Genomic DNA, 12728 nt, shown 5'->3' on the forward strand with positions numbered 1-12728 from the left:
ATGCGCTGGACGCTTAAACCTAAACCAGACCCGGAAAAAGTGAAGGTTCTCAAAGAAGCTTTAAAGGTTGATGATATTGTGGCTACGCTCTTATTGCAACGTGGTATTGAAACCTATGAGGACGCCAAAACCTTTTTTCGGCCTAGTTTAAATGACTTACATGACCCATTTTTAATGCAGGATATGAATAAAGCCGTTTCGCGCATTGAGCATGCTTTGGAGAATGGCGAAAATATTTTGGTTTATGGAGACTATGATGTAGATGGCACCACAGCAGTAGCTTTAATGAGTTCCTATCTAAAAACGAGAACATCAAATGTAGCTACTTATATTCCTGATCGTTATGGCGAAGGTTATGGCGTATCCTATCAAGGCATTGATTTTGCAGATGATAATGGGTTCACCCTTATTATTGCTTTAGATTGTGGTGTTAAGGCTATAGACAAAGTAGCTTATGCACAAGAAAAAGGTATCGATTTTATTATTTGCGACCACCACAGACCAGGCAATCAATTACCAAATGCGGTTGCGGTTTTGGATCCCAAGCGTGAGGATTGTGAATATCCTTATAAAGAACTTTGTGGCTGCGGTGTTGGGTTTAAACTTATTCAAGCATTAGCATCTAGACGAGGCCAATCGGTTGAAGATTTAGTTGCATATTTAGATTTGGTAGCTACAGCTATTGGTGCAGATATCGTTACTATTACAGGTGAAAATCGCGTCTTGGCGTATTTTGGATTGCAAGTGATTAATGGTAATCCGCGTCCAGGTATCAAAGCCATTATAGCCGAAGTTAAAAAGGAAGAATTGACCATTACGGATGTGGTTTTTATTGTGGCACCCAGAATTAATGCAGCAGGGCGTATGAAACATGGTAATCATGCCGTAACTCTATTAACCGAAACCGATTTTAATACTGCGGCTGCTTATGCTGTTGAAATAGACACTTTTAACACCGATAGACGTGAAACAGATAGACAAATTACAGAAGAAGCTCTTCAGCAAATTGAAGAACAAAAAGAACAGGAACGTTTTACTACTGTTGTTTACCATGAAACTTGGCATAAAGGTGTTATTGGTATTGTGGCTTCTCGATTAACCGAAACCTATTACAGGCCCACCTTGGTATTTACTAAAAGCGGAAACAAATTAGCGGCTTCGGCACGTTCAGTGTCTGGTTTTGATGTGTATAATGCTTTAGAAGCCTGTAGCGAACATATCGAACAGTTTGGCGGGCATAAATATGCGGCTGGATTGACCTTGAAGGAAGAAAATTATGAAGCTTTTAAACAAGCTTTTGAAGACGTGGTTTCAAAAACCATTGACACGAAATTACTGACACCTGAAATTAAGGTTGATTTATCCATTGAATTATCTGAAATTGATGCGAAGCTTTGGCGTATCATTAAACAATTTGCACCTTTCGGCCCTGGGAATATGACACCCGTTTTTATGAGCGAGAATCTTCGTGATACGGGTTATGGAAAATGCGTAGGTGAAGACGAATCCCATTTACGTGTTACTGCAACCGATGGTAATCAGCAGATTGTAGGTATTGGTTTTGGTCTAGGCGATAAATATGATTTGATTTCGGATAGAAAACCGTTTAAAGCGGTCTATACTATCGATGAAAATCATTGGAATGGAACCGTATCACTGCAATTGAAATTACGTGATTTAAAATGATGAATAATCGGGTTTTCATATTCGTTATCCTGTGCTTTCAACTCGCCTTTTCACAAAACCTGGTTTTAAACCCCAGTTTTGAGGAACATAAAACATGTCCGAGACTCATTGGAGGGTTTAATCACAATGCTCTAGATTGGAGCACGCCAAATTTTGGCTCAACCGATTATTTTAATGCCTGTAGTCAGGAGGTTGGTGAAACAAATTTTTTTGGAAAGCAAAGTGCAAGAACAGGAAAGGGCTTTGCCGGGATGTATGTTATGGCACCTGATAACTATCGAGAATATGTTCAAGGGCAATTGTCAAAGCCCTTACTTATTGGTAAGACGTACACCATGACGTTTTACATCAGTTTGGCCGAAAACTGTAGTCATGCCATTCGAGATTTGGGTGTTTTGTTTTTAAAAGAACCTTTTAAACAGAATTCTGATAAACTATTGAATCTAAATGAGGTTTTAAATGAAGTTTCTGATAGTTATTTTGTGTTGATTAATAGTCAAAGTCATTATATAGAAAAAACAGGATGGGAAAAAATAACGTTTGAATATACAGCCAAGGGATTCGAATCAAATTTTATTATTGGAAACTTCGATAAGAACAGTAAAGTTTCCAAAATAAAGATGCGCAGTACAAAAGACCCAGATGCTTCCTATTACTATATTGATGATGTTAGTATCGAGTCATTATATTCCGAAACAGTATCTTATTCAAAATCACAAACTATCGAAAACGATCAAGTATTGCAGAATGACAAAGTGTATACTTTACAGAATGTTCTTTTCGATTTTGACAAACATGAATTATTGGAATCCTCAAAAGCAGAATTAAATCAGCTTTATAAATATCTAAATGCTAATAAGCGTTTACAGATTGAAATTTATGGTCATACCGACGATGTTGGTACTCAAAAACGGAATGATGAACTGTCCTTGTTACGCGCCAAGGAAGTTGCTTTGTTTTTAATATCAAAGGGCTTAAGGCCAGAACGCATTACGGCAACAGGATACGGCAACAAATTTCCAGTTGCCAACAACGACACCCAAGAAGGTCGCGCTCTCAATAGGCGCGTGGAATTTAAATTAATTTTTAAATAATCTATGCAGAAAAATGACCCTTACGCAGCATTACGAATCAAAGAATTCAACATCTTTTTGGTTTTGCGTTTTGCATTGGTTTTGGCCTGGTCCATGCAATTTGTTGTAATTGAATGGCAAGTCTATGCATTAACGGAAGATCCTCTAGCTCTAGGGATTATTGGTCTTTGTGAATTTTTACCTGCGTTTTTATTAGCACCATTTGCGGGTCATATTGTCGATAAAAAAGAAAAGCGTGACCTTTTTAGACTCTGTATTGCATTATTTTCATTGATAAGTTTCGGTCTTTTTTGGTTGACGTCAGAAACCATTGAATCGTCATGGAGCACCAAAACTATTTTATATTGTATTTATGGTCTGGTGTTTTTTGGAGGGGTATTACGATCTTTTTTTGGACCAACTATCTTTTCGCTTATTGCCTTATTGGTTCCTAAACGCGTGTATCCAAATGCAGCCACATGGAGTAGCAGTACCTGGAAAGGCGCCAATGTATTTGGTGCACTCTTAGGCGGTTTTTTAATTGCCTGGATAGGTGTTCACATTACATTGGGCATCATATTTTTATTGGTCCTGTTAGCCTTGTTTTTGGTTTTTCAAATAAAACAGAAACCTATTTTAAACAAAGAAGTTTATGAATCTGTAAGAGATAGTTTAGAAGCTGGAATACGATTTGTATTTAATGACAAAGTCATTTTAGGCGCACTAACTTTAGATATGATTGCCGTGTTATTTGGTGGTGCTGTAGCCATTTTTGCGGTGTTTGCAAAAGATATCTTGGATGCAGGCCCCAAAGGATTTGGGATACTTAATGCCGCGCTTTCATCCGGAAGCATCATTACCATGTTGGCAACTACCTATATTCCCATTACCAAAAATACTGGAAAAAAATTACTGATTTCGATTTTTGGATTTGGTGTCTGTATGATCATCTTTGGAGCCTCAAAACTTATGTGGTTAAGTGTTTTAGCCTTGTTCTTTTCCGGTGTTTTTGATGGCATTTCTATGGTTGTTCGACAAACCATTCTACAACTCAAAACACCTGATGATATGAGAGGCCGTGTAGGAGCTGTTAACTCTATGTTTGTTGGATCTTCTAACGAACTTGGAGCACTGGAAAGTGGGATTGCCGCTAGATTGTTTGGAGCGCCAATGGCAGTGATGTTAGGTGGCACAGTAACGTTGGTGGTTGTGACAATTATGGGCGCTAAAAACAAACCACTAAGGGATTTGGATTTGACTAAAGATATTGAGGAACATGAAAAAGAAGAAGTTTAAAACTTCTTCAACTCAAAATTTTCACCATCAAAAACACCATAGGTATAGTAATTTATCCAATCACCCAAATTGATATATATTGATGTTTGGTTAAGGTCTATTTCAAGCGGTAAATGTCTGTGACCAAATACAAAATAATCACGGTGTTTATCTTCTAATTTGCGTTTGCAGTATTGCACTAACCACTCATTATCCTCACCTAAAAACTTGGCATCTTCATCACCAGAAATTAACTTGTTTTTTACAGATAAATGCTGTGCAAGTCTGACTCCCAAATCAGGATGCAACCATCTAAATAACCATTTACTAAACGGATTGGTAAAAACCCTTTTCATACGTTTATAACCCTTATCGCCAGGACCCAATCCATCACCGTGACCAATAAAAAAAGTTTTGTCGTTAAAGGTGTATTCTTGAGGATTATGGTAAACAGGAATATTGAGTTCTTCTTCAAAATAACCATTCATCCATAAATCGTGATTTCCTACAAAGTAATATATAGGTATTCCAGAATCTGTGATCTCGGCTAATTTACCAAGAGTTCGTGTAAAGCCTTTAGGAACCACTTTTTTGTATTCAAACCAAAAATCAAATAAATCGCCCATAAGGAAAATAGCAGCAGCATCGTGTTTTACGTCATCTAACCAAGCCACGAACTTTTGCTCTCTGGGCCTAGACGCTTCTAGAGTGGGAGCTCCCAGGTGATTGTCTGATGCGAAGTATATTTTTTTTCCTTGAGGGATATTCATATAGTAAATATATACAAATTCCTGCGGAGGCAGGAATCTATTTTGGCTGTTTTTGTAACAAGTGTTGAGTAGTTCTTATTTTTTGATTTGCTGAAGTGTCTATAAGGAATAACCATATGAAACATTGACTAATCAAAAGATCCCTTTTTTCAAAGGGATGTATTGTCACTTGCATACCATTCGGCGAAACTGGTTTCCGTTTCTTGCAGCTTTAATGAGTGTAACGTAATATGTTCAGGCAAATGCTTCTTAATTTTTTTTGCAAAATCTATTACCATCATTTCACTGGTGGGTTGGTAATTAACTAAAAGCACATTGTGACCTCGGTCTTCTAATTCTTTAGCCAACTCAACATGAGGCGTATTTTTATTAAACACTGTGGCATGGTCAAAAACATCGACTATTTCGGATTTAACAATTTTTTTTAAATCACCAAAATCAATGACCATGCCATGCTTGACATGATTGGTGTCGTCAATAGGTTTGCCAATTACCGTAACCGATAATTTATAACTGTGACCATGGACATTTTTGCACTTACCGTCATAGCCATAAAGCGCGTGACCGGTTTCGAAAGAAAATTGTTTGGTGATTCGAATTGTACCCATAATACTATTTTTCAATGCAAAGATAATTGTTTTGCTGAAGCAATTGATTTTTAGATTACATTTGCGGGCTTTTTAAAAAATTAGCGACCTATGGATCAACTGTTTGAAGCAATCGATTTCGTTGAAAATCCACTTTATGAAAGTATTATCAGCGATATTTCAACATATAAATATAGTATTGTTGAACATTTTTTTACGGATGACGAAGTTGCTATTTTGAGACAGTCTTTATTGATGAAACATGAAGAAGACCAATTTAAAAAAGCGGCTATTGGCAATCGTGTTAATGAAAACATTATAAAATCCATTCGAGGCGATATGATTTTATGGATGGATGAAACCAAAGCAGATTCTAGCGAAAGGCTTTTTTTTAATAAAATCAATAATTTAATCGCTTATTTAAATAAAACCTGCTTTATGGGAATCCTGCAAAAAGAATTCCATTATGCCTTATATCCAGAAGGCACTTTTTATAAACGACATATTGATACCTTTCAAAATGATGATAGACGGAAATTATCATTTGTTTGCTATTTAAATGAGGATGGTTGGCTTCCCGAAAACGGTGGTGAACTGGTATTATATTTAAATGATAATGGACAGGAAACTGAAAAGGTCATTTATCCCTTGCCTGGGCGTGTCGTAATTTTTGAAAGTCAAATTATCGAACACGAAGTTAAACCTGTTAAAACAGAACGCATGAGTATAACAGGATGGCTTAAAACGCGTTAATTAGCGACGTTTATTGCGATTGTAAACGTAAATGATAATCAGTACTACAGCAAGTACCAAAAATAGCATATTTCCTCCCATATTAATCGTTGTTTAAATTTTTCTTATTGTATCTGTAAATAGCATAAGCAATAGCAACTAAAACCACAAAGGGTAAAAAGGATCCGATAAACACACCTATTTCATAGGAACTATCAGGCGCTTCCTTTATTTTTTCTTCAATATTGACCTGTTGCAAGGTTGTTAAAAGCAAAAACATCATACATTAATTAGTATTTCAAATTTAACTGTTTTGAGAGAGCGGTAAAAATTCTTTTCTAAATTTTATGATTAACGGAAGCCCTCTGGCTATAATCCATAGGGTAAATGCAATAAAAATAGCATAGAGTTTGTAGTCCAGATAATCTAGCCAAAACAATATAGGCACAAAAACCAAAAAGGTGGAAAATAATAACACGTTTCGAAGCATTTTCATTTTACCCAATCCTTTAAACATGCCATCAAATATAAAAGCCAAGGCACATAAGGGTTGCATGGCAAGTACCAACCAAAATACTTTGTAGAACTCGGCTAACACAGCTTCATCTTTTGTAAAAAGTGTTCCAACAGGATAATATATTAGGGCACCGATTGCACCCATAATTATTCCGACGATGATACCATATCTAATAAGTTTATTGCTTAATTCCATGAGCTTTCTAAAATCTTTGGCCCCAAAAAGTTTTCCAGATAATATATTACCAGCACTGGCGTATCCATCAATTATAAAAGCGCCTAAAAACCACAAGTTAATAGCTATAGTATAAGCAGCTATATATTCCTTCCCATAACTGGTTGAAAAAGCACTAGCATAGTATAGTGTTACATTAAGTGCTAATGTGCGCACAAACAAGTTGGCAATCATCAATAAAAATCGTTTAATCTCTTTATTGAAAGGCAAACTAAACCGCAAAGGAATATCGGTTTTTGTCAACAAATAATAAGTTGAAACTAGAGCCATTAGTAGTTGGGCTATAACACTGGCATAGGCTGCGCCTTTGATGTTCATGGCTGGAATAAACCCTTCAACTCCAAAAACCAAAACAAAATCCAGAATAATGTTTGCTGATGCGCCTAAAATGGCAATGATCATCGGATAAAAGGTGTTTTGAAGCCCTCTAAAGGTTCCAAATACAGCAATAGTGAACAATGTAAATGGGAAACCAAATACCCGAATTCTATAATAGTCCACACTGTAATTCAGAATCAAATTGGAAGCATTATAGAGTTTGAAGATGGGTTCTGCAAGAGGGTAAGTGATTAAAATAATGAGGATGCTTAAAGATGTAATAATAAATATGGCTTGGGCAGGCAGGTCTTTTACCTTGTCTAAATTGTCGGCGCCAACATATTGAGAAACGATAGAAGAAATAGCACTGCGCGTTTGGCCTAATACCCAAATAAGCATGGAAATAAAAGCACCAACAATTCCAACGGCAGCAAGAGATTCGGTTGCATCTACAGGCATATTTCCAACAATGGCAGTATCGGTTATAGAAAGAATAGGCTCTGAAACTCCTGAAATTAAAGCAGGAATAGCCAGTTTGTTAATATGTTTTAAAGTTATAGGCGTACTCACAGAACTAGTTCATAACAATAAAAAGGATGTTCACTTTGATTAGGGAAATAAACAGAACCCAATTTTTTATAACCACGAAGTTCGTAAAACTTTTGGTTTCTTTTGTTCTGTGAAAACGTGTCTAATCTTATAGAGGTATAGTTGTTTTTTATGGCAAAATCTTCGGCAAAATCCATTAAACGTTGTGCAAATCCTTGACCTTGAAATTCAGGAATGATAGCTAAACGGTGAATATATAAGTTATGCTTGTTCTCTGTCAACCATTTAATTGGAACATATTCGGAATCCATTAAAGTCGAAATAGTGATACAACCAACAATGTTATTGTTTTTTTCCAAAGCATATAATTCCCCTCTTTGAATATCAATAAGAAAAGCAGATTTGTTTGGATAGGAATCATTCCATTGTAAAATTCCTTGACCTATCATGTGTTGGGCACAAGCTCTGGTAACCGTTAAAATTCTATCAATATCTTTTTCCGTTGCTTTCCGAATCATATATTATATTTACTTTTGCATAAATTTTTTAGTAAAGTTAGTTCTAAATATTGATTATGAAGAATATTTTGGTTCCAGTTGGGTCATCTAAAAATGCAGTAAGTCATTTGCAATATGCCGTTGATTTTGCTAGGGCATTTGGGGCAAAACTATATGTTGTTCAAATTTATAATGTCTATACAAAGGCAGGAACCATGATTAAGGTTGATCATATTTTGGAACGCGAAAGCCTTGAGTTCTTGAAGTCACATGTATCCAAAGTTGACACCAAAAACGTTGAGGTTGTTGTCAAAACTTTTAAAGGGAAATTAGTAGACACCTTGGAATTAGTTTGCCAGTCTTTGGACATTGATTTAATCATGATTGAGCCTAGAACCAATTCCGTGAACGAAGAAGTATATTTAGGAAAGACTTCAGGTAAGATTATCAAGCAGACCAATATTCCGGCTTTAATAGTTCCGGAAGGGTTAAAATTCAAACCAATCGTGTATATATTAATGGCGTTAAAATCTGCCGTAATGAGAAAAGAAGGCGCTTTAATTCCTTTAATATCGATTAAAAATCAGTTTAAATCAATAGTGAATCTATTATTGGTAAAAACGCCATTTTACAGTGAAGGCGATTTTGATGTGTCTCCTGATTTGGCAAAATTGATAACTAAAACCACTGAGAGCGAAAATGCCACGACGTTTCAAGGTGTTTTAGAACACTATAAAGATAATGATCCTGATTTGTTGTGTGTAGTGCGAAGAAAAAGAGGATTTTTCACCAAACTTTGGGAAAATAATACGATATTGAAAAAAGATTTTCACAGTAGCACATTACCTGTTCTTGTGTTGAGTGGATTGAAGTAATGGGGCATTAGCTCAGTTGGCTAGAGCGCTACGCTGGCAGCGTAGAGGCCATCGGTTCGAATCCGATATGCTCCACATCAAGCAGAAAATACCACACGAATGTGTGGTGTTTTTGTTTTCGATAAAAGCGAAAAATTTTTTCAGGTTTTTATCGAAAACAATAATGTTCTTTTTTAAAGAATATTTTCTATTTGCAGTATTGAAGCCCAAGGAAAACTTTGCTAATCCGATATGCTCCACATAAAAAAACCGTTCTTTTGGGAACGGTTTTTTATAACAATTGTTTTTTCAAATCGGAAACAGAATTCACATTATTGAGATCTTTATTGTCAATTTCATACAGATCAGCAAAGGTAGTAAAGGTTGTTTTGTCAAATCGGGTTCTAATGCTGCCTTTAGGATAGAAACGCCGTTTTTTGGTAAAGTCTTCTTTTGAAATCCAACCACAAACCGTGAGTACTTGTTTGGTTTTATGATAACTGCAAAAAATATAAATGTCGGTTTTAAAATATTCCTGAAGTTTTAGAAAATTATTGGTGTAACCCTGTTTAACTGATGTTGTTCTTCCCATGGTTTTGACATCAATGCTTTTATTGGCGAAAGTTAAATCAACACCGCCATCAAACCCAGAAGAACCATCAACATAACCCTTATCAAAAAACGTCATAACTACAGATTGCCCAATTATACCCGTAAGTTGTTGTTCTTTGGTTCCATTTGCCGTAAAACGTTTACCAAAATCATGGTTGGAAACCATGTTTTTACAATGCTCAATTAGCTTTTGATCAACAGATACTGTAAACATAATTTGTTACTTGATTTCTTTCTCCAAAAAGGGAATTTCCGGATTACAGATTTCAATGATTAACTTTTTAAGCTCGCTATAAAAATCATTTAAAATGGATTCGTCTATAAACTCTATTTTTTTGGCGTAGGCTCCTGATCTATCTTTTTTTGCAAATTTCAAGAATCCAGAATTTAGATTTTTAAAGGAAATAATGCCTGCTTCAACAGGTTCACTGAAGTTTTTGCTTATATCCATCATCAAGGCATAAGATAGCACTTGGAATGACTTGCTATACTTATCGTAGTCAGTTGTGATGTCTTGCCAATCAATGATTTCCACCTTGTTTTTGTCAACCCTACCTGATTTATAATCGATAATTCTAACTATACCATTTCTTTTGTCAACACGGTCAACAGTTCCTTTTAGAAATACAGGGAAATCCAGTTCAAGAATATCCAATTGTATTTTGTTTTCCGCTTCAACAGCCAATATTTCAATAGTGTTGCCATTTTTTAAATCGGTTAATTCCAAATCCAAGAAATTTGAAATATAGCGTTTGGCTATTTCAAATATGATTAAGTTTTTGCCCGCTTTTATATCACCTTCTTTGTAGAGTTTTTGAAAGTGTATTTCAACCGTGTTGTCAACAGAATGCTTCATATTTTGAAGATCATCACTGGTAATTTGTTGACCAACAAATGGTTTGTAAAAATCTTCAAGAGTATTATGGATAACTGTTCCCAAGGTATTAGATGCAATAGTTTCTTCGACATCGTCCTGCTCTTTTATTTTCAATATTTTTTGTAAATAAAAATCGATGGGGTTTCTGATATAGTTTGTAAGTGAAGAAGGCGAAAACCCTTGAGCCGCATAGCTTTGCAAAGTGTTTATAATATCTGATGTTTTTCCTATTTCAATAGGCTTGTTTTCTACTAAAGGAACTTTTGGAACAACGATTTCATGTTTGATATCGTGAATACCTTCTAATTCCATTTGGGCTATAAATCGACTTTTCTCACCACTTGAAAATGTATCTACTTCTGTATTGTAAAGTATATAGACTTTTTTAGCCCGTTGTATCAGTCGATAAAAGTGGTAGGCGTAAATAGCATCTTTTTCTTTATAGGTAGGCAGTTCATTGTCGAGTTTGACATCAAAAGGAATAAAAGAGTTTTGGGTTTTACCTGCCGGCAGAATACCCTCATTCACTGAAGATATTATGACCGTTTCAAAATCTAAAGTTCGAGATTCAAGCATTCCCATGATTTGCAATCCACTTAATGGCTCACCTTTAAAGTCCAATTTCTCTAGACTCAACAATTCATTAAATACCAGATATAATGATGCTGTACCAGTTAGATAACCATATTTGCTATTTAATGTTTCAAGCTCATTGAAAAGTGTATTCAAGTGAAACAGATATTCCAATGCCAAAACATGCTTTTTCTTGTCAGTATTTAAGGACTCTTTTATTTTTAAAATCAAAGTTTGACAGTGATCCAAGGCTTTATCAATATTATCATCCCAATTATCAAATAATAATTCAAAAAGACCGCTGTATTGAGGAGCAATGACTGTTAGCTTTGATTTTGTGAGATAGATTAAATTGTTTTCTGTAATAGCATTTTTAATGACATAAAGATCGTTTTTGTCTTCTCTTTGTAATAGAGGAGCTATATAAGTATGGGATAATATATTGATGACATCTTTATAGTAGAATGATTTTGAAGAACTTTTATGAATTAAAAAAAGATTTTGAAAAAGGTTCGTTAAAGGAATGCTTTTTAGAGGGAGCCCCATTGTTATATTTAGGGCAGTTATTGATTTAGGTATGGAGTTTAGAATGGGAGCCAACAAAGATTCCTCTCCCAGAACAATCGCTGTTTTATTCAGAGAGACATCGTAATTTTGGATTGTTTTTAAGATTGTAGATATGTGTTTTGATTGCCCTACGTTTTTTGGAACACCTATCACATAAATATCTTTTTGTTTTTTATAATTGTTAGACAACCACTTAAATTCATTGTTTTTATAAAACTTCCAGTTTGTTATATGCTTGCGAGCAAAAAATCCAGCATCATGGTTTTGATTTTTATAAAAAGTTTCATCAATATCCCAATAAATATCAGCCATATTGTTTTGCAGTAACTCCTGCATGATGATTTCTTCTGATGTATTTAATGCATTAAAGCCTATGAATAGATGTTTTTTTGAAGCATGGCTGTCCATATAATTTTGAATGTTCTCAACAGCTTCTCTATAAATAAGGCCTTGATAGCCCATCCCTTTGCTTAATAATTCTTTAGTTAAATGATTGTAATAATTTTTAAGTTTTTTCCAAAAAGCCAGATAATTACTGACAAGTTTAGTTGGATTATTATCCAAAGACCAATGATTAATTTCTTGAATCGCACTGAGATAGTCAAAGATGTCATCTTCGGCAATTTGGTAACGGTCTATTTCATTAAAGTCTTGCAAAAGAATTTGCGCCCATTTTGAGAAAGTCTCAAAATTATCTTGACTATCAATAGGGGTCAAAGCTTTGTATGTACTGTAGAACTCAAATAGTAACTCTATATTTGAAATGGGTTTTAATTGTGATAGATTTTCAACAAATTCTTCGATACTGTAGATTTCAGGGGAAAATAAAGGACCAGAGGAGTAATTTGAAATCTCGTGTTTTAGAAACACCCCAGCGCGCTTACTAGGCATAATAAATGTGAGATTGGATAAATCGGAATCGTTTAAATCGTTTAAAACATCATTTAAAAAGGAAGTCATTTTATAAAAATAAAAAACGCCTCGAAATTTCGAGGCGTTTTTTTATA

12 protein-coding genes and 1 tRNA gene are annotated in these 12728 nt (G+C 35.0%); 6 read left to right on the forward strand and 7 right to left on the reverse strand.

Annotated features, from left to right (window positions below; all coding sequences use genetic code 11):
• From recJ to C1T31_RS01635, 3 genes are read left to right on the forward strand one after another with little or no spacing between them, the layout of a single operon-like run.
• Positions 1–1686, forward strand: coding sequence for a single-stranded-DNA-specific exonuclease RecJ (gene recJ / locus C1T31_RS01625; protein ID WP_103050713.1), 1686 nt, complete (start codon positions 1–3; stop codon positions 1684–1686).
• A complete protein-coding gene (locus C1T31_RS01630) occupies positions 1683–2780 on the forward strand; it encodes an OmpA family protein (protein ID WP_103050714.1) in 1098 nt (365 codons plus the stop codon). Before recJ ends, C1T31_RS01630 begins: the two co-directional genes overlap by 4 nt.
• Positions 2781–2783: 3 nt before the next feature.
• Positions 2784–4055 carry an MFS transporter gene (locus C1T31_RS01635; protein ID WP_103050715.1) on the forward strand — a complete coding sequence of 424 codons (1272 nt, stop codon included), beginning with the start codon at positions 2784–2786 and terminating at the stop codon, positions 4053–4055.
• Here C1T31_RS01635 and C1T31_RS01640 read toward each other — a convergent pair.
• Both C1T31_RS01640 and C1T31_RS01645 read right to left on the reverse strand, forming a co-directional pair.
• Complete coding sequence (locus C1T31_RS01640) at positions 4052–4804, reverse strand: UDP-2,3-diacylglucosamine diphosphatase (RefSeq protein WP_103050716.1); 753 nt, start codon at positions 4802–4804, stop codon at positions 4052–4054. The two genes, C1T31_RS01635 and C1T31_RS01640, sit on opposite strands and share 4 nt — an antisense overlap.
• A gap of 149 nt (positions 4805–4953) precedes the next feature.
• Complete coding sequence (locus C1T31_RS01645; protein WP_103050717.1) at positions 4954–5412, reverse strand: 6-pyruvoyl trahydropterin synthase family protein; 459 nt, start codon at positions 5410–5412, stop codon at positions 4954–4956.
• 90 nt (positions 5413–5502) lie between these two features.
• Between C1T31_RS01645 and C1T31_RS01650 the strand changes: the two genes are divergently transcribed.
• On the forward strand, positions 5503–6144 hold the full coding sequence (locus C1T31_RS01650; RefSeq protein ID WP_103050718.1) for a 2OG-Fe(II) oxygenase: 642 nt from the start codon (positions 5503–5505) through the stop codon (positions 6142–6144).
• 82 nt (positions 6145–6226) lie between these two features.
• Here the strand turns inward: C1T31_RS01650 and C1T31_RS13985 are convergent, their stop codons facing one another.
• From C1T31_RS13985 to C1T31_RS01660, 3 genes are read right to left on the reverse strand one after another with little or no spacing between them, the layout of a single operon-like run.
• Entirely contained in the window at positions 6227–6406 is a 180-nt protein-coding gene (locus tag C1T31_RS13985) for a hypothetical protein (protein ID WP_123912613.1), read from the reverse strand.
• 21 nt (positions 6407–6427) lie between these two features.
• On the reverse strand, positions 6428–7762 hold the full coding sequence (locus C1T31_RS01655) for an MATE family efflux transporter (RefSeq protein ID WP_103050719.1): 1335 nt from the start codon (positions 7760–7762) through the stop codon (positions 6428–6430).
• Positions 7759–8259: a GNAT family N-acetyltransferase gene (locus tag C1T31_RS01660; protein ID WP_103050720.1), complete on the reverse strand. Its 501-nt coding sequence runs from the start codon at positions 8257–8259 to the stop codon at positions 7759–7761. The genes C1T31_RS01655 and C1T31_RS01660 overlap by 4 nt, the downstream gene beginning before the upstream one ends.
• A 56-nt stretch (positions 8260–8315) precedes the next feature.
• Between C1T31_RS01660 and C1T31_RS01665 the strand changes: the two genes are divergently transcribed.
• A complete protein-coding gene (locus C1T31_RS01665) occupies positions 8316–9113 on the forward strand; it encodes a universal stress protein (RefSeq protein ID WP_103050721.1) in 798 nt (265 codons plus the stop codon).
• 1 nt (position 9114) lies between these two features.
• A tRNA-Ala gene (locus C1T31_RS01670) sits at positions 9115–9188 on the forward strand.
• Between the two features lie 196 nt (positions 9189–9384).
• Here C1T31_RS01670 and C1T31_RS01675 read toward each other — a convergent pair.
• Together C1T31_RS01675 and C1T31_RS01680 are read right to left on the reverse strand one after the other, a co-directional pair.
• A complete protein-coding gene (locus C1T31_RS01675; RefSeq protein WP_103050722.1) occupies positions 9385–9918 on the reverse strand; it encodes a glycosyltransferase family protein in 534 nt (177 codons plus the stop codon).
• Between the two features lie 6 nt (positions 9919–9924).
• Positions 9925–12681, reverse strand: a complete 2757-nt coding sequence (locus C1T31_RS01680) for a PD-(D/E)XK nuclease family protein (protein WP_103050723.1) — start codon at positions 12679–12681, stop codon at positions 9925–9927.
• Positions 12682–12728: the final 47 nt, after the last annotated feature.

The sequence above is a fragment of the Hanstruepera neustonica genome, assembly GCF_002895005.1.
In the GTDB taxonomy this organism is placed as follows: Bacteria; Bacteroidota; Bacteroidia; order Flavobacteriales; family Flavobacteriaceae; genus Hanstruepera; species Hanstruepera neustonica.

Bases quoted from the DNA above. Each gene is read 5' to 3' on its own strand.
- recJ (WP_103050713.1), top strand. From the start codon at position 1: ATGCGCTGGACGCTTAAACCTAAACCAGACCCGGAAAAAGTGAAGGTT.
- C1T31_RS01630 (WP_103050714.1), top strand. From the start codon at position 1,683: ATGATGAATAATCGGGTTTTCATATTCGTTATCCTGTGCTTTCAACTC.
- C1T31_RS01635 (WP_103050715.1), top strand. From the start codon at position 2,784: ATGCAGAAAAATGACCCTTACGCAGCATTACGAATCAAAGAATTCAAC.
- C1T31_RS01640 (WP_103050716.1), bottom strand. From the start codon at position 4,804: ATGAATATCCCTCAAGGAAAAAAAATATACTTCGCATCAGACAATCAC.
- C1T31_RS01645 (WP_103050717.1), bottom strand. From the start codon at position 5,412: ATGGGTACAATTCGAATCACCAAACAATTTTCTTTCGAAACCGGTCAC.
- C1T31_RS01650 (WP_103050718.1), top strand. From the start codon at position 5,503: ATGGATCAACTGTTTGAAGCAATCGATTTCGTTGAAAATCCACTTTAT.
- C1T31_RS13985 (WP_123912613.1), bottom strand. From the start codon at position 6,406: ATGATGTTTTTGCTTTTAACAACCTTGCAACAGGTCAATATTGAAGAA.
- C1T31_RS01660 (WP_103050720.1), bottom strand. From the start codon at position 8,259: ATGATTCGGAAAGCAACGGAAAAAGATATTGATAGAATTTTAACGGTT.
- C1T31_RS01665 (WP_103050721.1), top strand. From the start codon at position 8,316: ATGAAGAATATTTTGGTTCCAGTTGGGTCATCTAAAAATGCAGTAAGT.
- C1T31_RS01675 (WP_103050722.1), bottom strand. From the start codon at position 9,918: ATGTTTACAGTATCTGTTGATCAAAAGCTAATTGAGCATTGTAAAAAC.
- C1T31_RS01680 (WP_103050723.1), bottom strand. From the start codon at position 12,681: ATGACTTCCTTTTTAAATGATGTTTTAAACGATTTAAACGATTCCGAT.